Origin of the sequence: Mesorhizobium yinganensis (genome assembly GCF_040081985.1) — a bacterium.
In the GTDB taxonomy this organism is placed as follows: domain Bacteria; phylum Pseudomonadota; class Alphaproteobacteria; order Rhizobiales; family Rhizobiaceae; genus Kumtagia; species Kumtagia yinganensis.
On record NZ_JBEBMH010000032.1, the window covers coordinates 1 to 24698 of the forward strand.

At 62.7% G+C, this 24698-nt stretch carries 24 protein-coding genes and 1 pseudogene; 23 read left to right on the top strand and 2 right to left on the bottom strand.

Features of this window, described 5'->3' with window-relative positions:
* The coding region (locus ABMA59_RS37370; protein WP_425475858.1) for an integrase core domain-containing protein at positions 1-135 on the top strand (135 nt) is incomplete at its 5' end.
* A gap of 59 nt (positions 136-194) precedes the next feature.
* Here ABMA59_RS37370 and ABMA59_RS37375 read toward each other — a convergent pair.
* Positions 195-963, bottom strand: a pseudogene (locus ABMA59_RS37375) (BTAD domain-containing putative transcriptional regulator); the annotation flags it as partial.
* A 203-nt stretch (positions 964-1166) separates the two neighbouring features.
* On the opposite strand from ABMA59_RS37375, the gene ABMA59_RS31265 reads away from it, so the two are divergent.
* The 10 genes from ABMA59_RS31265 to ABMA59_RS31310 all read left to right on the top strand — a co-directional run bounded on the left by ABMA59_RS31265 (position 1167) and on the right by ABMA59_RS31310 (position 9732).
* Positions 1167-1397 (top strand): DUF4143 domain-containing protein, encoded by a 231-nt coding sequence (locus ABMA59_RS31265; protein ID WP_349009295.1) that lies wholly within the window; start codon positions 1167-1169, stop codon positions 1395-1397.
* A 432-nt stretch (positions 1398-1829) separates the two neighbouring features.
* On the top strand, positions 1830-2540 hold the full coding sequence (gene nanR / locus ABMA59_RS31270; RefSeq protein WP_349009296.1) for a transcriptional regulator NanR: 711 nt from the start codon (positions 1830-1832) through the stop codon (positions 2538-2540).
* Complete coding sequence (locus tag ABMA59_RS31275; protein ID WP_349009297.1) at positions 2537-2836, top strand: putative quinol monooxygenase; 300 nt, start codon at positions 2537-2539, stop codon at positions 2834-2836. Before nanR ends, ABMA59_RS31275 begins: the two co-directional genes overlap by 4 nt.
* A gap of 59 nt (positions 2837-2895) precedes the next feature.
* Positions 2896-3672, top strand: coding sequence for an HpcH/HpaI aldolase family protein (locus ABMA59_RS31280; RefSeq protein WP_349009298.1), 777 nt, complete (start codon positions 2896-2898; stop codon positions 3670-3672).
* Between the two features lie 12 nt (positions 3673-3684).
* Positions 3685-4737: an NAD(P)-dependent oxidoreductase gene (locus ABMA59_RS31285; protein ID WP_349009299.1), complete on the top strand. Its 1053-nt coding sequence runs from the start codon at positions 3685-3687 to the stop codon at positions 4735-4737.
* A 150-nt stretch (positions 4738-4887) separates the two neighbouring features.
* Entirely contained in the window at positions 4888-6543 is a 1656-nt protein-coding gene (locus ABMA59_RS31290) for an extracellular solute-binding protein (RefSeq protein WP_349009300.1), read from the top strand.
* A gap of 98 nt (positions 6544-6641) precedes the next feature.
* Positions 6642-7583 (top strand): carbohydrate ABC transporter permease, encoded by a 942-nt coding sequence (locus ABMA59_RS31295; RefSeq protein WP_349009301.1) that lies wholly within the window; start codon positions 6642-6644, stop codon positions 7581-7583.
* On the top strand, positions 7583-8434 hold the full coding sequence (locus tag ABMA59_RS31300; protein WP_349009302.1) for a carbohydrate ABC transporter permease: 852 nt from the start codon (positions 7583-7585) through the stop codon (positions 8432-8434). Before ABMA59_RS31295 ends, ABMA59_RS31300 begins: the two co-directional genes overlap by 1 nt.
* Positions 8435-8448: 14 nt before the next feature.
* Positions 8449-9543: an ABC transporter ATP-binding protein gene (locus ABMA59_RS31305; RefSeq protein ID WP_349009303.1), complete on the top strand. Its 1095-nt coding sequence runs from the start codon at positions 8449-8451 to the stop codon at positions 9541-9543.
* Positions 9544-9582: 39 nt separating this feature from the next.
* Positions 9583-9732: a transposase gene (locus ABMA59_RS31310; protein ID WP_425476018.1), complete on the top strand. Its 150-nt coding sequence runs from the start codon at positions 9583-9585 to the stop codon at positions 9730-9732.
* 108 nt (positions 9733-9840) lie between these two features.
* Here the strand turns inward: ABMA59_RS31310 and ABMA59_RS31315 are convergent, their stop codons facing one another.
* Positions 9841-10863: a LacI family DNA-binding transcriptional regulator gene (locus ABMA59_RS31315; protein ID WP_349009304.1), complete on the bottom strand. Its 1023-nt coding sequence runs from the start codon at positions 10861-10863 to the stop codon at positions 9841-9843.
* A 276-nt stretch (positions 10864-11139) separates the two neighbouring features.
* Here ABMA59_RS31315 and ABMA59_RS31320 point away from each other — a divergent pair, with 276 nt between their 5' ends.
* The 12 genes from ABMA59_RS31320 (at position 11140) to ABMA59_RS31375 (ending at position 24669) form a co-directional block, all read left to right on the top strand.
* A complete protein-coding gene (locus ABMA59_RS31320) occupies positions 11140-12747 on the top strand; it encodes an extracellular solute-binding protein (RefSeq protein ID WP_349009305.1) in 1608 nt (535 codons plus the stop codon).
* A gap of 72 nt (positions 12748-12819) precedes the next feature.
* Positions 12820-13680, top strand: a complete 861-nt coding sequence (locus tag ABMA59_RS31325; RefSeq protein WP_349009306.1) for a carbohydrate ABC transporter permease — start codon at positions 12820-12822, stop codon at positions 13678-13680.
* 26 nt (positions 13681-13706) lie between these two features.
* A complete protein-coding gene (locus tag ABMA59_RS31330) occupies positions 13707-14636 on the top strand; it encodes a carbohydrate ABC transporter permease (protein ID WP_349009307.1) in 930 nt (309 codons plus the stop codon).
* Positions 14633-15733: an ABC transporter ATP-binding protein gene (locus tag ABMA59_RS31335; protein WP_349009308.1), complete on the top strand. Its 1101-nt coding sequence runs from the start codon at positions 14633-14635 to the stop codon at positions 15731-15733. The genes ABMA59_RS31330 and ABMA59_RS31335 overlap by 4 nt, the downstream gene beginning before the upstream one ends.
* On the top strand, positions 15726-16799 hold the full coding sequence (locus ABMA59_RS31340) for an ABC transporter ATP-binding protein (protein ID WP_349009309.1): 1074 nt from the start codon (positions 15726-15728) through the stop codon (positions 16797-16799). Before ABMA59_RS31335 ends, ABMA59_RS31340 begins: the two co-directional genes overlap by 8 nt.
* Before the next feature lie 12 nt (positions 16800-16811).
* Complete coding sequence (locus tag ABMA59_RS31345; RefSeq protein WP_349009310.1) at positions 16812-17903, top strand: Gfo/Idh/MocA family protein; 1092 nt, start codon at positions 16812-16814, stop codon at positions 17901-17903.
* Between the two features lie 24 nt (positions 17904-17927).
* Positions 17928-18842 carry a sugar phosphate isomerase/epimerase family protein gene (locus ABMA59_RS31350; RefSeq protein WP_349009311.1) on the top strand — a complete coding sequence of 305 codons (915 nt, stop codon included), beginning with the start codon at positions 17928-17930 and terminating at the stop codon, positions 18840-18842.
* 10 nt (positions 18843-18852) lie between these two features.
* Positions 18853-19818 carry an ABC transporter permease gene (locus ABMA59_RS31355; RefSeq protein WP_349009312.1) on the top strand — a complete coding sequence of 322 codons (966 nt, stop codon included), beginning with the start codon at positions 18853-18855 and terminating at the stop codon, positions 19816-19818.
* A 20-nt stretch (positions 19819-19838) separates the two neighbouring features.
* Positions 19839-20810 (top strand): sugar ABC transporter substrate-binding protein, encoded by a 972-nt coding sequence (locus ABMA59_RS31360; RefSeq protein WP_349009313.1) that lies wholly within the window; start codon positions 19839-19841, stop codon positions 20808-20810.
* A 49-nt stretch (positions 20811-20859) separates the two neighbouring features.
* Complete coding sequence (locus ABMA59_RS31365; protein WP_349009314.1) at positions 20860-22386, top strand: sugar ABC transporter ATP-binding protein; 1527 nt, start codon at positions 20860-20862, stop codon at positions 22384-22386.
* Positions 22379-23557, top strand: a complete 1179-nt coding sequence (locus ABMA59_RS31370) for an aldose 1-epimerase family protein (RefSeq protein ID WP_349009315.1) — start codon at positions 22379-22381, stop codon at positions 23555-23557. The genes ABMA59_RS31365 and ABMA59_RS31370 overlap by 8 nt, the downstream gene beginning before the upstream one ends.
* Positions 23554-24669, top strand: coding sequence for a fatty acid desaturase family protein (locus ABMA59_RS31375; protein ID WP_349009316.1), 1116 nt, complete (start codon positions 23554-23556; stop codon positions 24667-24669). The genes ABMA59_RS31370 and ABMA59_RS31375 overlap by 4 nt, the downstream gene beginning before the upstream one ends.
* The last annotated feature ends 29 nt before the right edge of the window (positions 24670-24698 follow it).

The window sequence follows — 24698 nt, forward strand, 5'->3', positions numbered from 1 at the left end:
ACGCTCACACAGGCCCGCACCGCCATCACCGCATGGAAGGAGGACTACAACCACCACAGACCACACTCGGCCCTCGGCAATATGCCGCCAGTCGAGTTCGCAATCAAATCCACGCTGGAAAAACAGGCCGCATGAGGCCTAAATCGAAACCCAGGACTCTCCCTCAAGCCGGAGGAGATTGGGGTCTCACGTCACCATCCGTACCGTGCCCATGCCCAAACACTGTTTGGATCGAGTGAGACCGCCCTATCGATGAAGGCCTTGGCGCGACCCTGGTCCCCACACATACTAACCGCTGCGCCTGCCGCAGTGAGGGCCGTGGGATCATCGCCGATCGATCCGGCTGCATCGACGGCACTTAGCGCGTTACTCAACTCCCGCTCCGGGTCGTGGGTCCATAGATAGGCGACGTTCGAATCATGGCACCAGGCCAATGGCTATCGCCTTCCTCAACAGATCGATTGCTTACCTGTTAGCGTCCGTCCGGTGTCCCCAGAGATTGGGATAGGCGCGTATGACGAAATCATATGCTCTGTGGCTGGTCGGCGGTTTCCCCTTCGCGAACTTGATTTCGACACCGCGGATCGTAGGGTGGATGGCGCCTGCGACCTGCGCTGCGATCCGATCCTGAAACTCAATAATGTTTTCCAATGCGCCTTCATGGCGCTCCGACCACAGCTGTGCCAGCGTTTCGGTTTCCACCAATTGAACCGAAATGCGACGCCTGTTCCCTCCTCACCGAACTGTGCACTCCACCACATAGGTCACACCCAATTCTTTGCCGACCTCGCGGACATCGACAAACCGTCCCTTGTAGGTGAAAGCGGATTGTTGTGCGATAACGAAGAAATCCCGTACGCGAGACAGTGCAGCGGTGATTTCCTCCACGACGCCGTCGGCGAAATATTCGTCGTCCGAACCTCCGATATTGTCGAACGACATCACAGCGACGGAGGGTTGATCGTGGCGTTGTTCGCTCGAACCGATGGCCGGAGGCTTCTGCGCCAGCGGCGCCGAGGGACCGGCAAAATGCACGTGCCCAGGGCGTTGATGGCAAAACGGTTGCCTCATATCTGGACCTACTGGTCGATTTACCCTTGGTCCGCCGGCCTTAGCCTTGGCACCAAAACGTAGGAAAACGCCTCGTCAAGTCGCCGCGCGTCTATGTGCGGGACAGCGGTCTCACTCATGCATTGTTGGGTGTGACTACGTTTGAAGATCTTCTCGCCCATCCCGTGGTCGGAGCGAGTTGGGAGGGGTTCGTCATTGAGATGCTCATCTCCGCTGCACCATTTGCAACGAGCACCAACTTCTACCGCACAGCGTCCGTGGGCGATCGAAATCAAACACAGCCTAACGCCAAAGATCGAGAAGGGATTTCACATGGCATGCGCTGACATCGAGACGGTGCGCCGCATTGTCGTCTATCCCGGATCGGACTCCTTTCCCCTCAAGCAGGATATTGAGACAATGCGTCCGCGCATGCTCGCACGAAGATTAGAGCTGGGCTAATCGACGGCCCGTCCTTTGCTTGCCTGCGGTTCCCAGGAATCCTCTCAAAAAGGGCGGTGGCGAGTTCTCCTCCATGTACGTGAGCGAAGACGTCTGCCCAATGGCTCTATCCCGACGCGACGCATCCTGAACTAAAGCCTTTCTATCTTCGTGTCTGGCAAGAATCGTCGATGCTGGGAACAAAACTTCAGGTCTGTGTGGGCGCGGGGGTGTAAGACACGGGGTCTCCAATTACCTCCCGACGGGAATCAACAGGCCGTTTGACATGGGTACACCTACAGCATTAAAACGGCATGCTGGTATAAAAGGTATGCCAAGTGATTGGGGTCCTAATCAAGCAGCGGAAGCTTTCAGACGAGGTTGCAAAACACCTCGAACGGATGATCCGTGACGGTGAGTTGGGTGAAGCCGACCGGTTGCCGCCCGAGCGCGAACTCATGCGGCAGTATGGCGTTGGGCGCCCATCGATCCGCGAGGCGCTCCTGCACCTCAGCAAGATGGGGCTCGTCGAAGTGAAATCGGGCGAGCGTGCCCGGGTTACCCGCCCCACGCCGCAATTCGTGATCGACGCGCTCGCGGGGACTGCGCGCCACATGATCTCCGCGCCGGGCGGCGTCCACGAGTTTCAGGCTGCGCGCATCTTCTTCGAAACAGGGCTGGCGCGAAACGCGGCGCTGAATGCAACCAAAGATGACATCGACGCGCTTGCCGAAGCGCTGGAGGCCAACCGACAGTCGATCGGCGACCTGCAGCGCTTCGAACGGACCGACGTGGACTTCCACTACGTGCTGGCGCTGATGATGCGCAATTCGATCTTCACTGCGATCCATGCCGCGCTCGCCGAGTGGCTGCTGGAACAGCGCCGCACGACTCTTGCCGAAGGCGAGGACGTGAAGGCCTACGAGGCACACAGACTGATCTTCGACGCCATCGCCGCTCGAGATCCGGATCGCGCTGAACGGGCCATGCGCGACCATCTCGACTACGTGGCGCGCCGCTACACGGCCGTTGTGGAGGCGGGTGGTTGAGCGGTTTCGTGATCATCGTGGATTTCCGCCTTAAGGCGGGCGCGCGGGGTGCGTTTCGGCCGCTCATGGACGCCAACGCGATCGCTTCGGTGCGCGATGAGCCGGGATGCCGGCGCTTCGACGTGGTCGAGCCGCACGGCCAATCGGATCGCGTCCTGCTCTACGAAATCTACGACGATGCGGCGGCCTTCGACGCGCATTGCCGCTCGCCGCATTTCCTGAGCTTCGATGCGGCAAGCGCGCCCCTTGTCGACGACAAGAGGATCATCCGCGCGGAGTTGGTCTGCGAGGGATAGGGCTGGACTGTTGGATCGCGTACGACGGAGGAGCGACGCGACCCGGGGGAGGAAAATCGATGGCGGCAAACGCCCTCAGAGACATGGCCACACATCGACGGGTCAAACTTGGCACGCTCGTCGCTGAATTCGCCACGCCGGGGATCGGGCATATCCTGAAATCGGCAGGCTGCGACTTCGTATTCTTCGACATGGAGCATTCCGGCTTCGGCATGGAGACGCTGAAAAGCGCTATGCGCTACTTCGAGGCTGCTGACCTGCCGATGATGGTGCGTGTCCCTTCGCAGGACTACCATTTCCTCGCTCGCGCCATGGACATGGGTGCGGAGGGTCTCATAGCGCCGATGGTCAGCACGGTCGAACAGGCACAGCACATCATCAACTCGATGAAGTACCATCCGGCAGGCACGCGCGGCGTTGCGTTGCAGATTGCGCACGACCGTTACCGGCCAGGATCGGTTGCCGACAAGTTCGATGCCGCAAACAAGCGCTCGGCATTCATCTGCCTGATCGAGACTGCCGATGGCGTCAAGAACGTCGACGGCATCGCCGCGCTGGAGGGGGTCGACTGCCTGTGGGTCGGGCATTTCGACCTGTCGGTGTCGCTCGGCATTCCTGGCGATTTCGCCCATCCAACATTCACGGCTGCAATGGACAAGATCATCGCGGCGGCCAAGAAGCACGGCAAGTCGCTCGGTCGCCTCGTGCCGAACGTGCAGCAAGGCCAGGAATGGTACGGACAAGGCTTCGATTTCATCTGTTACTCCGGCGATGTCTGGGTCTTTCACGATGCGATGGCCGATGCGGTGTCCAAGATCCGCAGCGGGTGCAAGTGAGGACGCGGATCAATGAAGAACGCAAAGTTCAAGGTCGCGCTCTCCGGCGACTTCCGTAAGCCGGACGGGTCTTTCACCTATCCCGACTTCGACATCGAGCCCCTGCGCAACGCGCCGGGCATCGAAATGTCTTTCCTGGAAGCGAGCGATCCGCTGCGTGCGGAGCAGCTCGAGGATTTCGATGCGCTGATCCTGCTTTCACATCGCTTCAACGCCGCGAGCGTGCCGAAAAGTGGCCGATTGGGCGTCGTCGCCCGCTTCGGCGTCGGCTATGACACCGTCGATGTCGACGCCTGCACGAGGGCGGGTATCGCGCTGGTCATCACCCCTGATGGCGTCAGGCGACCCGTCGCCGTCTCCGTCATCACGCTTATGCTGGCTTTGACCGGCAAGCTGATGGTCAAGGACCAGCTGACACGCCAGGGCCAGGACGGATTCAGCCAGCGCGGGCAGCACATGGGCATTGGCCTGGTAGGCCGCACGCTGGGCTCTCTCGGCATAGGCAATATCGGCGCCGAGGTGTTCCGCATGGCAAAGCCCTTCGACATGACGTTCATTGCCCATGACCCTTTCGCGGACAAAGCCGTCGCCGCCGAACTCGGCATCGAACTGGTCAGCCTGGAAGACCTGTTCCGACGCGCCGACATTCTCTCGGTAAGCTGTCCGCTGACGCCTGAGACGCGCCACATGGTCAACGCCGACCGGCTCGCGCTGATGAAGCCGACGGCCTACCTCATCAACACCGCGCGCGGCCCCATCGTCGACCAGAAGGCGCTGACCAAAGTGCTGCAGAAGCGCCGCATTGCCGGCGCGGGGCTGGACGTTCTGGAGCAGGAGCCGCCGGACACCGACGATCCCATCCTGAAGCTCGACAATGTGATCCTCGCGCCGCACGCTCTCTGCTGGACCGATCAGTGCTTTGCCGGCAACGGGGCGGCCGACGTGAAGGCCGTGATCGACTTGCAGCACGGTCGGGAGCCGCGCGGCGTGGTCAATCGCGAAGTGCTTTCGAGCGAGGCCTGGAAAAATCGGCTGGCTGGTATAGCAGCCCGCACAGGCACTTGAGAGGATGGGAATTCGGCGCGCCGCCGCGAGGTTTCGCGACGGCTACGGGAGGACGGCTCGGACGCCGCGCCGCGGACGGGCGTAGATGAGTAGGTGAACGGAAACGGCTGCCGCGTCGAACGGCGGCCATCGGTCGGGAGGACCTATACGATGAATGAAACTGAAAGACGGGATTTTCAGGCCGGCCTCGAAGCGGAGGTCGATGCCTTCATGCGCGGAGAGAACACCCGCCGCGACTTCATCAGGAAGTTCGGCATGGCGACCGGAATGATCGCTGCGTCCGGGCCGATCCTCGGCATGATGACCGACTGGGCGGTGGCGCAGCAGAAGGCCGAAATGGCCGATCCGTCCTCGCCGCTGGGCAAGGCACAACTCGCGGCACTTGAAGCCTCGACCAAAGGACCGGCGGATGGTTCCGCGTTCAGGGCCGTGGAGGCTGCCAAGCAGTTTTCCGGCGTGACGCTCAACCTCACCTCAGAAGCCGGCCTGCAGGCACTCGATCCGCGCAACTTCTCCGGCCCGATGTGGCACGAATTGACGGGCATCAACGTCAACGCGGTCGAGCTAGCCTGGCCCGACCTCTATTCGAAGTCGGTTGCCGAGCACATCGCGACCTCGGGCGCCTATGACGTTCTCGACGTCGCGCCCATGTGGACGCCGTCTCTCGCCGACGGCGGCGTCATTCAGCCGCTCGACGACTACATCGACAAGTACATGAACAAGGCGGACCTCGAGGATTTTCACCCGCTGTACAAGGCGCTGCCGACCTACAAGGGCAAGATCTGGGGGTTCTTCGACGACGGCGATGTGTTCGCCCTCTACTACCGCAAGGACATCTTCGAGGATCCGAAGATGATGGAGGCCTACCAGGCAAAGTTCAACGCCAAGCTTGAGCCGCCGAAGACCTGGAAGGAATACAACCAGATCGCGCAGTTCATCACCGACCAGATGGCGCCCAACACCTATGGCGCCGGTCACTTCCGCAAGGCGGGCAGCCCCGGCAACCAATTCGACTTCCTGCAGCAGTTCCGCGGCAATGGCGGCAAGCTGTTCGACGACAATATGAAGGCGGCGTTGGCGTCCGACGCGGGCGTTGCCACGCTGCGGAGCATGCTGGAATCGAACAAGGCGTCAATCCCCGGCAACAACGAACTGGACGCGGTTTCGCTGTGGGCGGCGTTCCTCACTGGCAAGGTGGCGATGATCTACTCCTGGCCGCCGTCGGGCCGCATGGCGGGCAACTACTCGCAAAGCGCCGCCGCCATCAACTTCATCCCGAAGTCGGAAATCGCGGGCAAGGTCGGCTATGCGGTCGTCCCGGGCAATCCGGAACTGGCAACGGGATTTAACAAGGCGTTGGCTGCCGACTCTGCGAACCCGGAAGCTGCATACCTTCTCATGCAGTGGATGGTATCGCCGCCTGTGTCTCTGGCGCGTGTCATGCTGCCCTACGCGCTGCGCGATCCATACCGGCTCTCGCACTTCAAGTCGGACCTTTACGCGTCGCTCTTCCCGGGGGCGAAAGATTACCTCGTCAATCTCAGCAACTCGGCCAACGTCGCGGTGCTCGACCCGATCATGCCCGGCGCGCAGGACTACTTCCAGTCGATCGACCGTATGTGCACCGCGGTCTGGGCCGGTGCCGATCCCAAGGCCTCGCTGGAAACGGCAGCGGCGGAATGGGATGCGACGACCGACCAACTCGGTATCGACTCTCAGAAGGCGTTCTACGCCGAATACCTGAAGCTGCCCGGCGCGACTGCCGACAACACGGTCGAGAAGCTCGGCATGGCGGTGAAGATGTAACCGAAAGGGCTCTGGCCGGCGTTTATGGCGCCGGCCAGTCGTCTTCGAGGTGGTGCATAAGGCCCGCCTCGCGCCGTCCCCGAGGGAAAGTCTAATTCATGACAGACGTCGTCAGGATCGCCCCGATGCAGGCAGCCGGCAGCCCAAAGCCGCTGTCGCGCCTCGATGCGTGGGCGGACCGGCACTTCAAATGGCTGCTGGTTGCGCCGGCCGTGCTGCTGATCCTGGCGCTATCGATCTACCCGTTGCTGTTCTCGCTGGTGGTGTCTTTCATCAACTATGACTTCCAGATCCCCGGCCACGCCTTTGTCGGGCTGAAGAATTTCGAGCGTGTGGTGTTCGATCCGGTCGCCCGCTGGTCGCTTTTCCTGACCGCGGCGTTGTCCGGGGTCAGTGTCGCCATCGAGTTCGCGCTCGGACTTGCCGTGGCGCTGAGCATGGTCCGCAATTTCCCCGGGCGCGCATTGATCATGTCGATCCTGATCGTGCCGCTCTTCATAAGTCCGGTGATTGTCGGCCAGGCCTGGACGCTGTTGCTGCAGCGGCCATTTGGTCCGACCAACTACGTGCTCAGCCAGTTGCTAGGCTACGACGTCACCATTGGCTGGCTGACCGAGAGTCCCTGGCTCTACATCTCGCTGATCATCGCCGACGTCTGGCAGTGGATGCCGTTCATGTTCGTCATCCTGCTGGCCGGCCTGACGTCGATCCCGCCCAACCTCTACGAGGCAGCCGAGCTGGATGGCGTCAACGCCTGGCAGGCGTTCTGGGCGATCACCCTGCCGCACCTTGCGCCGATGATGCTGCTTGCGATCACTTTCCGGCTGCTCGACGCGATCCGGATGTTCGACACCATCTTCATCATGACCGGCGGCGGGCCGGGTACGAAAACATACACCGCCTCCTACTATCTCTACACGGTGGGCTTCACGCAGTTCCATATCTCGCAGGCAACCGCCGGCAGCTGGCTGTTCCTGATCTTCACGGCGATCGTGGTGACCCTGCTCGTGCGCAGGCTTCTCAAGGTGGAGGCCGTCTGATGGCTGCCGCAGTCCGCTCCGCCCGCCGACCCAAGCGCCGCTCCGTACCGATCGCGCGCATCCTGCTGCTCGGCTTCTTCCTGATCTTCGTACTGTTCCCACTCTACTGGATGTTCAACACGTCGATCAAACCGAGCGACGACTATCTCGCAGTCCCGCCGATCTGGTGGCCGGACGAGCCGACGATGATCCACTATGAGGCCGCGCTCTTCACCTATCGCGGTTTTGAAGGCCTGGTTAACAGCCTGATCGTCTCGATCTCCGCGACGATCCTGTCGGCGCTGCTGGGCACGCTGATGGCCTACAGCCTGGCGCGCTACAATACAGGCGGACAGCATCTTTCATTCTGGGTGCTCTCGCAGCGTTTCCTGCCACCGATCGGTATCGTGCTCCCTGTCTTCCTGATCTACCGCAACATCGGCATCTACGACACGCGCTTCGGTCTGGTCATCGCCTACACGGTATTCACCCTGCCGGTCTCTGTGTGGATGATGTTCGCCTATTTCCGCCAGATGCCGAAATCGATGGAGGAGGCCGCCCTCGTCGATGGCTGGACCCGCTGGCAGGCATTCTGGCGGGTAGCCGTGCCACTCGCCGCACCCGGGATCGTAGCGGCGGCGGTATTCGCCTTCATCGCCTGCTGGACCGAGTTCTTCTTCGCGTTGCTGCTCACCAGCCGGAACGCCTTCACGCTGCCGACTGTCTTCCGGTCCTTCATCGGCTTCCAGGGTGCTCAATACGGCGAGGCGGCTGCGTTGGCGATTGTTTCGCTCGTTCCGTCGATCGCGCTCGGCGTGCTCGCCCAGAAACATCTCGTGCGCGGGCTGACGCTTGGAGCCGTGCGCGGCTAGGAAAGCTTAAGGATATGGCCGAAGTCAGGATAACCGAACTGCACAAGCGCTACGGCGCCTTCCATGCGGTCAAAGGCATAGACCTTCACATTTCAGACGGCGAGTTCACGGTGCTCGTCGGGCCCTCGGGCTGCGGCAAGAGCACGCTGCTGCGCACGATCGCCGGTCTCGAGCAGGCATCGGACGGCACGATCGAGATCGGTGGCGAGGTGGTGAACGACATGCGCCCGCGCGACCGCGACGTGGCTATGGTGTTCCAGGACTATGCGCTCTACCCGCACATGACCGTCGCCAACAATATCGGCTTCGGCCTCAAGGCCCGAAAGATGCCGAAGCCCGAGATCGACCGCCGTGTGTCCGAAGCGGCCCGCATGCTCGGCATCACGCCGTTGCTCGAACGTCTTCCGCGCCAACTTTCGGGCGGCCAGCGCCAGCGTGTCGCAATCGGTCGCGCGATCGTTCGCAACCCGCGCATTTTCCTGTTCGACGAGCCGCTCAGCAATCTCGACGCGCAGCTTCGAGACGAGATGCGCGGCGAGATCAAGCGCCTCCACCAGGCGATCTCGACGACGATGATCTACGTCACCCACGACCAGATCGAAGCGATGACGCTCGCCGACCGCATCGTTCTCATGCGCGACGGCCTGATCGAGCAGCAGGGCGCTCCGCTCGACCTGTTCGAAAGGCCAGCTTCGACGTTCGTCGCCGGCTTCCTTGGTTCGCCGCGCATGAGCTTTCTACCGGGTGTACTCGCGTTGAGCGGTGAAATCCCGGCAATCAGGCTTGGCGAGATGCTGTTGCCGCTGCCCAGGAGCCGCACGCTGAGCGGCGCGTCCGAGGGAATGCCGGTGCTTCTCGGGTTGCGTCCGGAACATCTGACCCGTGCGCGCGACGGTGCGCCGGCACAAGGGTCGCTCCGCTACAATGCGACGATCGACCTGCTGCAGCCAACAGGGTCGCGCAGTTTCGCGACATTCCGCCTTGCCGGTGCGCCGGTCATGGCCGAGCTGCAGGCGCACGATGTCAGCCGTCCCGGCGAAGAATTGCCGATTGACGTCAACATGAACAGGGCGTCGATTTTCGACGCCCTGACCGAGCGGGCGATATGATAGAGGAATTGAGTAGATTGGCTCGCCACCGACGATCGAATCCACAAAACAGATCACGAACGCAATTTGGTAGAACGTTTCTTCAACAATCTCGAGCAGTTCAGAGCCATCACCACTCGCTACGACAAGCTCGCCAGCACCTTTCTCGGCGCGATGCAACTCGTCGCAGCCTTCATAAGCCTCAACTGACGACACGCCCAGCGGACCCATAGTTCTTGTCGCCCAGAATTGCAGAAACAGATATGCGATGGGTATCTCGCTGCCGTCTGCAAACAATCTGTTGTCACACCTCGAATATCACACCTCGGGTATATTTTCCTTGAGAACCAGATGCAGTCGCGGTGGGTGACTTTCATAGGGGAGCCCGCGGATCGCGTGAGTGAGCAGGTTAAGCGCCTCGCGCGCCTCCACCCTGGGGTTCTGATCGATCACCGCATCCATGGTGCCGTCGAGAAGCAGGCGTTTTGCTCCTTCAGTCAGTTCATGGCCGACAAAAAGCGTCGAGTGTTCGCGACCGCGTTCCCGCATCGCCGCAGCGATGCCCTGGTTTCCCGCGCCGATGTTGTAGATCCCTGCCAGGTCGGGGTGCTGGTCCAAAATCGATGACGCCTCGGAATAGGCACGCTCCCGGTCATCCAGCATCTCGCGCAGTTCGACGATCGACAAGTTCGGGAATTCCTCGCCGAGAACGTGGCGGAAGCCCATCTCACGCTCTTGATGTCCACGGTAAGACAGGGAGCCTGCGAACAGCGCAATTTTCTTAGGCGCGTCCGTCCCGAGCAACCGTCCCAGCAGATAGCCGGCCAGCCGCCCCGCCTGCCGATTGTCGATGCCTACATATGCAATCCGGGGCACGTGGAGAACATCGGTCGCCAGGGTCACGACTTTTATGTCTTTTGTCGAAAGCGCGCGGATCGCTTCCCGAACGGTCGGATGGTCTAGCGCCACCACTCCGACACCAAGCGTCTTCTCGCCCAAATCCCGCAACGTAGTGGCCAGCGTATCAGGGTTGAAGCCCTCTATCGCATGGACGTGGACATCGAGCCCGGGACGTGCCGCCCCTTGCGTGCCCAGCTGGTCTAGAAGCATCCGAATGAAGGAGTTCGTCCCGATAGGCAGGACAAAGTCCAGCCGTATCCGTTCCCCGGAAATGGTCTCGGCATTGGCGTGTTCAGCAGGCAGGTAACCTACCTTGCGTGCTACGTCGAAGACGATCTCACGCGTACGCGCCTTCACTCCAGGACGGTTGTTCAGCACACGATCTACGGTCGCGGCCGACACGCCGGCCTGTCTCGCAACCTCCAAAATAGTAGCGCGCATACAATGCCTTCATCGCGATTCTGATGGGAAATGATGTAACGGCGTTTGCTTTGCGAGCAAGCGCACACCCAGTGCCGTCTGCGCTAAGGGAACCTCAAAAAACATCATGTGCGATGCACGCAATTGATATTGCTGTGCGGTAGTGATTTGAGTTTGCATGGTTTTCCTGTTTGGCTGCCAATTTTGATGATTATTGATTGGAAATGATGTTGACATCATCATTTTGCGCCGTCAATCTTCCTCATAGGGGCGACGTACCCCCGAGGGAGGAAATCGATGTCATCTGTGATGCGCATGTCACGGCGCAGTCTGCTCACGTCCGGTGGCAAGGCGGCGCTGTATGTCGGCGCCATTGGAATTGCGCCAAAGTTCATTCGTCCAGGCCGCGCTTTCGCGGCCGACGCTCTTGCGGCAGGCATGATCGGGGGGCCGACCGGCTTCGACGGCGCAGAGCGCTATCAGTACGGCGCCGATACGCCCGAAGGCCGCGCGATAGAAGCCGCCAAGGCCTTCAAGGCCGCCGGCGTCGACAAGATCGTGCTTGGCCTTTCCGATGGGTCGATCGGCCAGCTGACGCAGCCATTCCCCGCCGGCGCCCCCGCGATCAAGGATCTCTGGGAGAAGGAAACCGGGATCACGCTCGAGATCGTCGGCGTGCCGAACGGCCAGGAATTCACCAAGACGATGCAGGACATCTCCACTAAGGGTGGGGCCTATGACATCTACGCCGTTGAGTGGAACCGCCTGGGCGACCTCGCCGAGACGGGCGGCATCCTGAAGCTCGACGACTTTGTCGCCAAGCACAAGCCCGAGTGGGATAATCCCGAGAACGGCTATGTCGGTGGCGCCAAGGGCGTCTCGCTGCTGAACCAGTATCGCGGCTCGACCTACGGCGTGTCGCTCGACGGCGACTTCCAGACCTGGGTCTACCGCACCGACCTGTTCGGCGACCCCGCCGAGCAGAAGGCCTTCAAGGACAAGCACGGCTACGATCTCGCGCCGCCGACCACGTGGAAGCAGCTCGACGAGATCTCGATGTTCTTCCATCGCCCCGACAAGGGAATGCTCGGCTCCACCGACCTGCGCAACCAGGGCTGGGGCTACACCAACTGGTACCAGCGCTATGTCTCGATGGGCTCGCCCAACCAGTTCCTGTTCGCCGATGACGGCAAGGCGCTGATCAATTCCGAGGCGGGCATAAAGGCGACGCAGGAATACATCGACTCGCTCACCTACAAGTCGCCGGACGCGATCTCGTGGGGCTGGCCCGAGCAGTATGGCAACTTCGCCAAGGGCGGCGCTGCCATGACCTGCGCCTTCTCCAACCTGCCCAAGTTCCTCGACAACGCCGCCAACAAGGACTCGGCTGTCACCGGCAAGATCGGCACGATGCTGCCGCCCGGCCGCGAGGTCGACGGCGGGCTGGTTCGCCGCTCTGTGCTCTGGCTCAACCTGTCGGCATCCGTATCGTCGCAGGCAAAGAACCCGGAGGCCTGTTACGTCTTCCTGCAGTGGCTCGGTTCGGCCCGCATCTACGCCTGGATGACGGCAAACCCCGGCGGCTATTTCGATCCGTTCCGCCTGTCGGACTTCTCCGATCCGCTGGTGCGCCAGACCTATCATGCCTACCACATGGATGTGGTGCGCGAGACGGTCGCCCGCACGGTGCCTTCCATCAACTATCCAGGCGCCACGGCCTTCCACAACGCGCTGGACGAGAATCTCATGGCCGCGCTTACCAAGACCAAGACGGCCGAACAGGCGATGGCGGACACCGAGCGCGAATGGAGCCGCATCGCCCGCCGCACCGGCGAGGACAAGCTGCTCGAGGCGATCAAGACCAACAAGGAAGCCTGGCCGACGATCATCGATCCCGTCAGCTAAACCCTGCAAGCCAGCCTTGGGGGAGGGGCGACCAATGTCCCTCCCTTTTTTTGAAGAGCCAGCGTCGCCATCATGCAGCGTTCCATACCCTTCGAGATCTTTCGCTACGCTGCGATCCTCGCCGCGCTCGCGCTCACGCTGATCCCCATCCTGTGGACGGCGTCGATGGCGTTCAAGCCGATCGGCGAGTGGTCCGCCACCGGCGTCGACCTCACCTGGTGGCCGAAGGAGCCGACCCTGTCGAACTTCCGTTTCATCTTCGGCCAGTCGGACTCCAGCCTGATCGTCGCGCTGGACCGCACCGCGATGAAGCCGATCCTGTCGTCCCTGCTTTCAGCGAGCTTCGGCACGCTGATCGCTATGTCGGCCGGCACCGCGGCTGCCTATGGGCTGTCGCGCTTCGGCTCCGGGCAGAACCTGCCTCTGGCCCTGACGCAGCTCAGGTTGTTCCCGCCGATGGCGGTGATGATTCCAGTCATGATCATGTGGGCCTTCCTCAACCTGACGGACACCTGGTGGGGCCTGGCGCTGGTCTACGGCATCGTGACGCTGCCTTTCGCCTTCTGGCTTATGAAGACCTTCTTCGACGACATGCCGCGCGAGATCGAGGAAGCGGGGCTGGTCGAAGGTTGTTCGCGCTGGCGCGTCTTCACGAAGATCACCCTGCCGATGATGCGCGCGCCGCTCGCGTCCGCCGCCCTCTTCGTCTTCATCCTCAATTGGTCCGACTATCTGATCGCGTTGCTGCTGACGACACGCGAATGGGTCACGGTGCCGGTCTACATGGCTTCGCTCTCGTCCTCGATGACCGGCCAACTCTACGGCGCCAAGGCGGCTCTTGGCCTGATCGCCGCCGTGCCGCCCGTCATCATGGGCATCGCGATCCAGCGCCATCTCGTGCGCGGGCTGACGTTCGGGGCGCTGAAGCAATGAGCGTCGCCTCGCTAACGGAGACCGCAATGGCCGCGCAGACCGCAGAGAGCCATGACCCGCAGCGCGAGGAAGCCGCTCGTCTCGGCTTCCGCCTGACGCTGCCGGCTCAGATACTCGTGCTTTTCATCGCGGTCTTCCCGCTGCTCATGCAGCTCTACATCAGTCTCACTGATTGGTCACCGCTCGACGGCACCGGCTGGTGGATGGCCTGGGAAAGCTGGAACGACTTCTTCAACTACAGGGATCTCGTGGCGGACAACCGCTTCTGGGGCGCGTTGTGGCGAACTTTCCTGGTGATGATCGTCTGCGTCCCGGTCGAGTTCCTGCTCGGCCTTGGCCTCGCAACGCTGTTCGCCGACGACTTTCCGGGCAAACGGATCTTCTACTCCATCCTGCTGATGCCGATGATGGTGGTGCCGGCGGTCGCCGGCTATATGTTCTTCATGCTGTTTCAGTCGGGTGGACCGGTCAACGACGTGCTCTCGACGCTGCTCGGCACGCGCGTCGCCATCGCCTGGCTGTCCGATCCGACGCTTGCGCTGGTCGCCGTGATGATCGCCGACATCTGGCAGTGGACGCCGCTGATGTTCCTCATCCTGCTCGCCGGCCTCGTCGGCGTGCCGCAGGACCAGATCAAGGCTGCGACCCTGCTCGGCGCCAATCCCTGGCAGCGTTTCGTGACGATCGTGCTGCCGAAGATGAAGACCATCATCATCATCGCGCTGGCAATCCGCGTCATCGAGAACTTCAAGATCTTCGACACGCTCTACATCATGACCGGCGGCGGCCCGGGCGTCGCGACCGAAACGATCTCCGTCTACATCTACAAGCTCACCACGCAGGACCTGATCTGGGGTTATGTCGCAGCCATCGCGCTGGCGATCCTTATCGTGCTGTCGATCGCGACCGTGTTCGCCATGAAGCGCATGGCCGCCGCCAGGGAGGTGCGGGTATGAGCGAGATCCACCTCCGCAGCCTGGTCAAGAAGTTCGGCAACTTCACCGCGCTCAAGTCGATGGATTTGAGGATCGGCGACGGCGAGTTCATGGCTCTGCTCGGGCCGTCGGGTTGCGGCAAGTCGACGACGATGAACATGATCGCCGGCATGGAGGTACCGACCGAAGGCAATATCCTGTTCGGCGAACGCGACATGGCCGGTGTGCCGATGGGCAGACGCGGCGTCGGCTTCGTCTTCCAGAACTATGCGATCTTCACTCACATGACCGTCAGGCAGAATCTTGCCTATGGGCCAAAAATGCACGGCCGCCCGCCGGCGGAGATCGACAAGCGCGTCGGCGCCATCGCCGAACTGCTGCAACTGACGCCGCTTCTCGACCGCCGGGCGGCAGGCTTGTCGGTGAACATCCTGCAGCGCGTCGCCATCGGCCGCTCGGCGATCCTGGAGCCGGCCATTTTCCTGCTCGACGAGCCGCTTTCCAACGTCGACGCGGCGTTCCGGGCGGTCATGCGCACCGAACTGAAGCACCTGCAGCGGCAGTTCCGCCAGACCATGGTCTATGTCACCCACGACCAGCTCGAAGCCATGACTATGGCCGACCGCATCGCGGTCATGGATCACGGCGTGCTGCAGCAGGTCGGAACGCCGATCGAGGTCTACAACAACCCGGCCAACGTCTTCGTGGCGAAGTTCATCGGCTCGCCGGGCATGAACCTGCTGCCGGGCAGGCCGGCGGAGAGCGACCGCGGGCTGGTCGTCGACCTCGGACCGCTGGGCGTCACTGCTCCCCTGCCTGACCGGTTGGCCAGCACACTGCGCGGCCGTCCCGGCGAGGTGTTGTTCGGATTCCGTCCGGAACAGGCTATGCTGGCAGCCGAAGGCCGCGGCATCGCGGCACCCGTCACCGCGGTCGAGCGCATCGGCGCGCGCACCATCGTCCATCTCGGCCAAGGCGAGATGGCAATGAAGGTCGTGGTCGAGAACGATCAGCACGCCAGCTTCGGCGCGTCCGCGACGGTGGTTCCGAACATGGAAGCCGTCCGCGTATTCGATCGCGTCAGCGGAGCGGCAATCGCCGGGTCGACATATGGCTGAGATCGCTTTCCGCAATGTGAGCAAGCGCTACGGGGATACGGTCGCCGTTTGGGATGCCAGCTTCACCGTGCGCGACAACGAGTTCTTCTGCTTCTTCGGTCCGCCGCTGTCCGGCAAGTCAACGATCCTGCGGCTGGTCCTCGGCCTGGAGATGCCCGACGCCGGCGAGGTGCTGATCGGCGGCCGGCCAGTGAACCGGGTGTCTCCCACCGAGCGCAATGTGGCGATGGTGTTCCAGAACCTTGCGCTCTTTCCGCATATGAGCGCGCGTGAAAACATCCGCTTCCCGCTGGTCGAGCGCAGGACGCCCGAAGTCGAGATCGAGCGCAAGCTCGCCGACGTGGCGGCCAAGCTGCATATCGGTCACATCCTGCACAAGCCGCCGGCGCAGCTTTCCGGCGGCGAGCGCCAGCGCGTGGCGATCGCCCGCGCGCTGGTGCGTGATCCCGCCGCCTATCTGATGGATGATCCGATCTCCGCACTCGACGCGCGGCTGCGCGAGGAAACCCGCGTCGAGTTGAAGCGCATCCAGCGCGAACTCGGCAAGACCCTGATCTATGTGACGCATGACCAGGAGGAGGCCATGTCGGTCGCCGACCGCATGGCGATCCTCGAACAGGGCGCGATCCGTCAGGTCGGCACGCCGCTGGAGATCTACGACCGTCCGGCAAGCACCTATGTCGCGCGGCTGCTCGGCTCACCCATGATGAACATTCTGCCGCTGACAGGCGGCGCGGGAGAAGCGCGCATTGCCGATGGCTCCATCGCCGTTGCAGGCCTTGCCCTCGGCGACGTCGCCGAAGTCGGCCTGCGGCCTGAGGACATCAGGGTGTCACCATGGGATCAGGGCGGCGCGGGACGTCCGGCCAAGGTCTACGAGGTCGAACCGCTCGGCGGCTACACGGTGATCACGCTCGACGCGGGTGCTGCGCGCGTGCGCGCCATGGTGCGCGGGCAACCGGAGATTCGGCCGGACACGCTCGTGGCCTTGAGCTGCGAGGCCTCGCGCGTGCATCGTTTCGCAAGGAACGGCTCGGCGATCAGCCAGCCCGCCGAAACAGTCTAGAGGGAGGATAGGATGGCTGATGCCAACGGGTTCGAGCCCGACGTCAAGATTCGCACGAACAGCTTGAAGATCGGCTGCATCGGCGCCGGCATGATCATGGCCGAGTGCCATCTGGCGGCCTACAAGGAAGCTGGCTTCCCGGTCGCGGCGATTGCCTCGCGGACCAGAGCGAATGCGCAGAAGGTCGCGGAACGCTGGGGCATTCCCAAGGTTCACGACACGCCGGAACAACTGATCGAGGATCCCGAAATCGAGATCATCGACCTGGCCTTCCCGCCGGACCAGCAGCCGGCACTCATCCGCCACGCGCTCAGGCAGAAGCATGTGAAGGGCGTCCTCGCCCAGAAGCCTCTGGCCCTGTCGCTGGAAGAAGCGAAGAAGCTGCGCGACGAGGCCAAGGCCGCCGGCAAGATCCTCTCCGTCAACCAGAACATGCGCTACGACCAGTCGATGCGCGTTCTGAAGCATATCATGGACTCCGGCGCGCTCGGCGAGATCGTGTTCGCCCAGATCGATATGCATGCCATTCCACACTGGCAGACCTTTCTCGAGGGCTATGATCGCCTCACCCTGTCGAACATGAGCGTGCACCACCTCGACGTGCTCCGCTTCCTATTCGGCGATCCCGACGAGATCACCACCCTGACGCGCAAGGACCCGCGCACCAAGTTCGACCATTCGGATGGTATCGTCGTCTCGACGTTGCGGTTCCCGTCCGGCGTGCTCGCGGTTTCGCTGGAGGACGTTTGGTCCGGCCCGCGGCAGGAAGGCTACAAGGACGACCAGCACATCACCTGGCGTGTCGAAGGCACCGCGGGTACGGCGAAGGGCACGATCGGCTGGCCGACGGGCGCGGCCTCGACGCTATCTTACGCCTCGTCGAAGACGACCGGCGGCGAATGGGTTTCGCCGAGCTGGGAAACCATGTGGTTCCCCCACGCCTTCATCGGCGTGATGGAGCAGCTCCAGCATGCCGTCGCCACTGGCACTGAACCTACGCTGCATGTCGCCGACAACGTCAAGACCATGGCGCTCATCGAGGCCGCCTATCGGTCGATCGACGAGGGCCGCACCGTCAAGCTGTCCGAAATTTCCATTAACTGACCAATCCGGGAGGAGACTTAGACCATGATGCAAGCTGGCATTTTCACGGGGTATTTCCCCTACAGCCTCGAAGAGACCGCCAAGAAGATACGCGGGCTCAATTTCAACACCGTGCAGCTCGACCTGCACTTCAAGGATCTCGACCTCGGCGCCGGCCAGATCACCAAGGACAAAGCCAAGAAGGTGCGCGACACCTTCCGCGACCACAACCTGCCGATCTGCTGCATCTCCGGCTACACCAACATCATCCACCCGGACGAGGCGGAGCGCGACAAGCGCGTCGGCTATCTCAAGGAGATCATCCGCAACGCGCGCAACTTCGGCAGCCGCTACGTCATCTCCGAGACCGGCACCTACAACACCGAGTCCGACTGGGTCCATCATCCGAAGAACAAGACGGAAGAGGGTTTTGAGGAATGCCGCAAGGTGATCGCCGATCTTGCACAGACTGCCTATGACCACGGCGCGGTCTTCCTGCTCGAGACCTATGTGAACAATGTCGTCGGCTCGGTCGAGGAGACGGTTAAGATGTTCGCCCAGGTCGACCATCCCGGCCTCGGCCTGCTGATGGACCCGACCAACTATTTCGAGACCCACAACATCGACAGGATGGACCAGATCCTGAACCAGGTCTTCGACACGCTGACCCAGCACATCAAGATCGCGCATGCGAAGGACGTGAAGCGCTCGGGCGACGACAAGACCGAAAAGCACGCCGACATCGGCGACGAGGACGCGCTGGAGAGCCACACCTTCCGCGGTGTCGGGGAAATCGAACTGCCGGCGCCCGGCCTCGGCTCCCTCAACTATGACCTCTACCTGAAGCGCCTGGCGGACAAGCATCCGAACATCGAGGTAATCATTGAGCACCTCAGCGAAGATGACGTGCCGCGCGCCAAGACGTTCCTCGACGGCAAGTTCCGCGCGAACGGGCTCTGAGCGCGGATCGATGACTGCATTGGCAAGGCCAGGCAACTGGGCGAAAGCGGCTCTCAGCCAGCGCGAGGCATCCGTCGCGCTAATGATCCTTGCGCTCGTCATCTTCCTTGCCTTTGCCAATGAGTTCTTCCTGACGCCCCGTAATCTCCTCAATGTGGGGCGTCAGGCTTCTGTCGTGGCGATCGTCGCGCTCGGTCAGGCGCTCGTCATCATCGCGCGCGGCCTCGACCTTTCCGTCGGCTCGGTCCTCGGCCTCTCCGCCGTCGCGTCGGCCTTTGTCGCGCAGGCGACCGGTAACCAGTTGCTGGCGCTACTTTCCGGTCTCGGCACTGGTGCTGTTGTCGGTCTCGTCAACGGCGGGCTGTTCACCGGACTAAATATCAATCCGTTCATCGCCACGCTCGGCACACTGTCGATCGCGCGTGGCCTCGCGCTGCTCATCACCGGCGGCATCCCGATCCCGTTCAACGCGGATTTCGCGAATTTCCTCGGCGCCGGCCGCATCTACACGGTGCCGATCTCGCTGATCCTCATGCTGCTCTTGGCAGTGGCGTTCCATATCTTCGCTTCGCGAACGCGGATCGGCCGCAACATCTACGCCATCGGCGACAGCCCGACCGCGGCACGGCTTGCTGGCATCAACGTCGAGGGCACCCGCCTGCTGGTCTTCATTCTGTGCGGCACGCTCGCCGGGCTGGGCGGAATGATCCTCGGCGGTAACCTTGCCAGCGCAAACCCGGACCTTGGCCGCGGCTACGAGCTCGACGTCATCGCCGCGGTCATCCTCGGCGGCACCGCGCTGTCCGGCGGTCGCGGGTCGATCCTCGGCGTCGTGCTCGGCGCGCTGCTGATGGCGCTGCTCAGCAACGCATTCGTGCTGCTTGGAATGTCGGCCCATTGGCAGGTCGTTTCCAAGGGGCTCGTCATCATCTTTGCGGTCGGCATCGACGGTGTCCGCCGCGGACGGGAAGATTAGAAACAGGGAAGGAGAAAACCATGCTGACAAGAAGACTTCTGCTTGCCGCCGTCGCGCTGGCAGGCCTGACCGCGGGGACTTTGAACCTGACTGCCGCCGAACTGCCTGCAGGCGGGACGGTTGCAGCCGTCGAGAACACCAAGGGACCGCTCAAGATCGCGTTCCTATCGTTCCAGAACAATCCGTTCTGGATTCCGGTGACGGAAGGCGCCAAGGCAGCGGCCGACTATCTCAAGGACAAGAACGTGCAGGTCGACTACGTCGATCTCGGCGATAATCTCAACGCCGAGGTGGTGATCGCCGGCATCGAGAGCGCGGTCGCGCAGAACTACAACGGCATCGTCACCGTGCCCATCTTCGACGGCACCGAGCGCGCCATCAACGAGGCGGTCGACGCGGGCGTGCCCGTCTTCAACATCATCGCCGAAGGCTCGATCGAGTCGAAGCGGCTGGCCTTCATCGGCCAGGACGCCACGGCTGCCGGCCGGCAGCTCGGCGAGTTTATTGCCAAGAAGCTCGACGGCAAGGGCAAGGTCGGCGTCATCACCGGCTACTTCGGCGCGGTGCAGCACACCAACCGCATGAACGGCGCCATCGACTACCTCAAGGCGAACGCCCCGGACATCCAGATCCTCGGCCCGTTCGAGAACCAGGACAAGGCCGAGAGCGCCTATTCGATCGTCCAGGATATGTACACGGCAAACCCGGATCTCGCTCTGGTCTACGTCACGGCGGGCGGCCCGTTCGGCGCCGCCAAGGCTATCAAGGACCTCGGCCTGACCGGCAAGGTCGGCGTCGTCGGCTTCGACCATACGCCGGACAACATGGAGTACATCAAGACCGGCGAGATGTACGCACTGATCGACCAGGCGCCCTTCCAGCAGGCATTCGATTCCACCGTAATGCTCTACAACTACCTGGTGGACGGCACGGCGCCTGAGAAGGTGATCACCGTCAAGGGCAACGTCGTCACGCCCGAAGGCGCCAAATAAGGGAAAGCGCTGCGCCGCGGGGCCGCCCGCGGCGCAGCCGGGAAACAGCATGACCGCGCCCATCGTTGAAATCACCGGCATCCGGAAGAGGTTCGCCGACGTGCCCGTGCTGCACGGCGTCGATCTGACGATCATGCCGGGCGAGATCATCGGCCTCGTCGGCGAGAACGGCGCGGGCAAGTCGACACTGATGAACATCATCGCCGGCAAGCTGAAGCCTTCTTCCGGCACTATCGCGTTCGACGGCCAGCCGGTCGAGCTCGACTCGATCCGGCAGGGCCAGGCTCTCGGTGTCCGCTTCGTCCATCAGGAACTTTCGACGGCGGGTGCGCTCAGCGTGGCCGAGAACATCTTCCTCGGCCGTTACCTCGCCAATCGGGCCGGGTTCATCGATCGCCGCAAGCTGAACGCCGAAGCGCGCAAGGTTCTGGAGCGCGTCGGGGTCGGCCACATCGATCCACGCACGCCGCTCGGCAGCCTGCGCAGCGGCGAGCAGCAACTGGTCGAATTGGCCAAGGCGATCGCCGACGAGCCGCGCCTCCTCATCCTCGACGAACCGACATCGTCGCTGACCCCCGCCGAAGGCAAGCGTCTGTTTGAGCTGGCGCACGAACTCGCCAGCCGGAAGGTCGGCATGATCTTCATCACGCACCGCCTGGAAGAGGCGCTGGAGCATTGCGACCGCATCGTCGTGCTGCGCGACGGCCGGCTGATCGTGGATCTTCCCGCGAAGGGCACGACGAAATCCGACCTCATCCTCCACATGGTCGGCAAGCCGGCGACCTTCGCCTACCGCCCGCACGGCTCGATTTCGGACAACGTCCGCATCAAGGTCGAGAACCTTGCCGACCAGTCGCATCTCGCCGGCATCGACCTTTCGGCGCGCGGCGGCGAGATAGTCGGCCTATTCGGCTTGGTCGGCGCCGGGCGCACCGAATTCCTGGAGACGCTCTACGGCTACCGCGCCGCCCGCTCGGGCACGGTCGAGATCGATGGCTCGCCGGTCAAGTTGGGCAGTGTCACGCACACGGTGCGCGCGGGCCTGTTCATGCTGCCCGAAGGGCGCAAGACGCGCGGCATCCTGCCCACCCACTCCGTACGCCGCAACATCAGCATCAGCGGCCTGATGGACCTCACGCGCTTCGGTTTCGTCGATCGGCTGGAGGAAGATGGACGTACGGGTCGCTTCGCAGATACGCTCAACATCCGCATGGCAAATATTCGCCAGCCCATCACCTCGCTGTCGGGCGGCAACCAGCAGAAAGCGCTGTTCGCTCGCGCGCTCCTGGCTCGCCCCAAGGTGTTGTTGCTCGACGAGCCGACCCACGGCGTCGACGTCGGCGCCAAGGCGGAGATTTACGACATCATCAGCAGGCTGGCGCGTGACGGCACGGCGATCATCGTCGCCTCGTCGGAACTGCCGGAGATCATCGCAATCGCTGACCGCTGCGTCGTCTTCGCGGGCGGCAGTGTCGTCGCGGATCTCGGACGCGCGGATATGACGGAGGGAAACATCCTGGCCCACGCTTTCGCGCTGCAGTCGGCCCACGCCGGAGAGACTCGCACCCATGGCTGAACTTTATGGCCGCAACCTCACTCGTCGCCAGATCGCCGAGCGCGCCGGCACACTTTCGCAATTCGCCGGCGTGCGATTGATGACGCTGGGCGATGGCGTCGAGCGCGGCATCCGTATGCTGGAATTCCGCACCGGCTCCGGTCTGCGCTTCACGCTTCTCGTCGACCGCGCCATGGACATCGCCGATTGCGAGCACAATGGCCGCGCGATCGGCTGGCATTCGGCGAGCGGCTTCCGTCATCCGGCACTGCACGACTATGAGGGTGAGGCCGGGCTCGGCTTCATGCGCTCCTTCTCCGGCCTGCTGGTGACCTGCGGCCTCGACCACACGCTCGGTCCGCAGGTAGTGGCCGCCGACACCTACGACTATCCCGGCCGATCTTCAGTGCGCCATTCGCTGCATGGCCGCGTCAGCTTCATCCCCGCACGTCTAACGGGTTATGGTGAAAGCTGGGACGGCGACCGCTGCGTGCTCTGGGCCGAGGGCATCGTCCAGCAGGCGGCCGTTTTCGGCGAGAACCTGCATCTTGTGCGCCGCGTCGAGGCCGACCTCGGCGGCGACGAGATCCGCATCAGCGACCGCGTTGTCAACAACGGCTTCTCGCGCACGCCGCACATGTTCTTCTACCACATCAATGTCGGTCATCCGGTGCTGGACAAAGGCGCTCGCTATCTCGCGCCGATCGACCATGTCGTGTGGGCCGCACATGGCGAGACCTATCAGGCACAGGGCGTCGGCTACCGCACCGTCCCAGCTCCCGCGACCTCGTTCCGCGAACAAGTCTGGCAGCATGAACTAAAGGCTTCGCCGCGTGGCGAATGTCCGGTGGCGATCGTGAACGACCGCATCGGGCTCGGCTTCGAGGTCACCACCCGCAAGGACGAACTGCCTTGTCTCTACCAATGGCAGAATTTCCATGCCGGCAGCTATGTCATGGGCATCGAGCCTTCGACCCACAATGTGCTGGGCGATATCGCTGCGCGCGAGCGCGGTGAGATGATCTGGCTCGATCACGGCGATAGCCGGTCCTACAGGGCGACTTTCCGCGTCCTCGACGGCAGCGCGGCCATCGCGGCGGCGGAAAAGCGGATTGCCGGTATCGCGCGGCAGCCCGAAGACGATTTCCCGACGCCCTCGGGACGCTTCCCTATCCTCGGAGGACGGTCATGACAGCGACGGAGCAGGCGCAGATGACCTCGGCCAAAACGAAGCGCGACTACAGCCTCGTCGGCGAGGGCACGAAGCGAGCGATCGAGACGGGGCTGGCATCGGCGGAATGGTATCATACCGATGTGGCGCGCAAGGCCATGAAGGAACTCATGCAGCGCAGCGACGGCCCGGCGATCCGCGACACGCTGCTGTGGCTGGCGCTGATCCTGGGTTCGGCAGCAGGTGCGATCTATTTCTGGGGCACGTGGTGGTGCGCCCCGTTCTTCGCGGTCTACGGCGTGCTCTACGGCTCGTCGAGCGACTCGCGCTGGCATGAATGCGGGCATGGCACGGCGTTCCGGACGGGCTGGATGAACGATTTCGTCTACCAGATCGCCTCCTTCATGCTGATGCGCAACCCGGTACAGTGGCGCTGGAGCCATGCCCGCCATCACACCGACACCATCATCGTCGGACGCGACGCCGAGATCGCCGTCATGCGCCCGCCGGACCTGCTGCGTGCGGCTCTTGCCTTCACCGGCCTCCTCGACTTCCGCTATTCGCTGCCCGGCCTCTTCCGCCAGGCCGTCGCCGGGCTGAACGCCGAGGAGAAGAGCTACGTGCCCGAGATGGAATGGAAGAAGGCGGTCGTCGCCGCGCGCTGGCACATGGCGATCTACGTCGCGACGGTGGCGCTAGCGCTCTACAACTGGTCGTTCCTGCCGCTGATGCTGATCGGGCTGCCGCGCCTCTACGGCACCTGGCACATGGTGCTGACCGGGCTGTTGCAGCATATCGGGCTGGCCGACAACGTCACCGACCACCGGCTCAACACGCGCACCGTCTACATGAACCCGGTCAGCCGCTGGATCTACTGGAACATGAACTACCATGTGGAGCATCACATGTTCCCGATGGTGCCCTATCACGCGCTGCCGAAGCTGCATGAGTTGATCAAGCACGATCTGCCGGAACCCAATCCGTCGATGTGGCACGCCTACAAAGAGGTGTGGCCGGTGCTGCTCAGGCAGCTTCGCTATGAGGATTTCTATCTGAAACGCGAACTGCCGCCGACCGCCCGTCCGTACAGGGATGAGTTCCACAAGCTGACGGTCCCGGTCGCAGCCGAGTAAGGCGGCACGTTTTACAGCGCCTTGGTGAT

Bases quoted from the DNA above. Each gene is read 5' to 3' on its own strand.
- ABMA59_RS31280 (WP_349009298.1), top strand. From the start codon at position 2,896: ATGGCGGCAAACGCCCTCAGAGACATGGCCACACATCGACGGGTCAAA.
- ABMA59_RS31285 (WP_349009299.1), top strand. From the start codon at position 3,685: ATGAAGAACGCAAAGTTCAAGGTCGCGCTCTCCGGCGACTTCCGTAAG.
- ABMA59_RS31290 (WP_349009300.1), top strand. From the start codon at position 4,888: ATGAATGAAACTGAAAGACGGGATTTTCAGGCCGGCCTCGAAGCGGAG.
- ABMA59_RS31295 (WP_349009301.1), top strand. From the start codon at position 6,642: ATGACAGACGTCGTCAGGATCGCCCCGATGCAGGCAGCCGGCAGCCCA.
- ABMA59_RS31300 (WP_349009302.1), top strand. From the start codon at position 7,583: ATGGCTGCCGCAGTCCGCTCCGCCCGCCGACCCAAGCGCCGCTCCGTA.
- ABMA59_RS31305 (WP_349009303.1), top strand. From the start codon at position 8,449: ATGGCCGAAGTCAGGATAACCGAACTGCACAAGCGCTACGGCGCCTTC.
- ABMA59_RS31315 (WP_349009304.1), bottom strand. From the start codon at position 10,863: ATGCGCGCTACTATTTTGGAGGTTGCGAGACAGGCCGGCGTGTCGGCC.
- ABMA59_RS31320 (WP_349009305.1), top strand. From the start codon at position 11,140: ATGTCATCTGTGATGCGCATGTCACGGCGCAGTCTGCTCACGTCCGGT.
- ABMA59_RS31325 (WP_349009306.1), top strand. From the start codon at position 12,820: ATGCAGCGTTCCATACCCTTCGAGATCTTTCGCTACGCTGCGATCCTC.
- ABMA59_RS31330 (WP_349009307.1), top strand. From the start codon at position 13,707: ATGGCCGCGCAGACCGCAGAGAGCCATGACCCGCAGCGCGAGGAAGCC.
- ABMA59_RS31335 (WP_349009308.1), top strand. From the start codon at position 14,633: ATGAGCGAGATCCACCTCCGCAGCCTGGTCAAGAAGTTCGGCAACTTC.
- ABMA59_RS31340 (WP_349009309.1), top strand. From the start codon at position 15,726: ATGGCTGAGATCGCTTTCCGCAATGTGAGCAAGCGCTACGGGGATACG.
- ABMA59_RS31345 (WP_349009310.1), top strand. From the start codon at position 16,812: ATGGCTGATGCCAACGGGTTCGAGCCCGACGTCAAGATTCGCACGAAC.
- ABMA59_RS31350 (WP_349009311.1), top strand. From the start codon at position 17,928: ATGATGCAAGCTGGCATTTTCACGGGGTATTTCCCCTACAGCCTCGAA.
- ABMA59_RS31355 (WP_349009312.1), top strand. From the start codon at position 18,853: ATGACTGCATTGGCAAGGCCAGGCAACTGGGCGAAAGCGGCTCTCAGC.
- ABMA59_RS31360 (WP_349009313.1), top strand. From the start codon at position 19,839: ATGCTGACAAGAAGACTTCTGCTTGCCGCCGTCGCGCTGGCAGGCCTG.
- ABMA59_RS31365 (WP_349009314.1), top strand. From the start codon at position 20,860: ATGACCGCGCCCATCGTTGAAATCACCGGCATCCGGAAGAGGTTCGCC.
- ABMA59_RS31370 (WP_349009315.1), top strand. From the start codon at position 22,379: ATGGCTGAACTTTATGGCCGCAACCTCACTCGTCGCCAGATCGCCGAG.
- ABMA59_RS31375 (WP_349009316.1), top strand. From the start codon at position 23,554: ATGACAGCGACGGAGCAGGCGCAGATGACCTCGGCCAAAACGAAGCGC.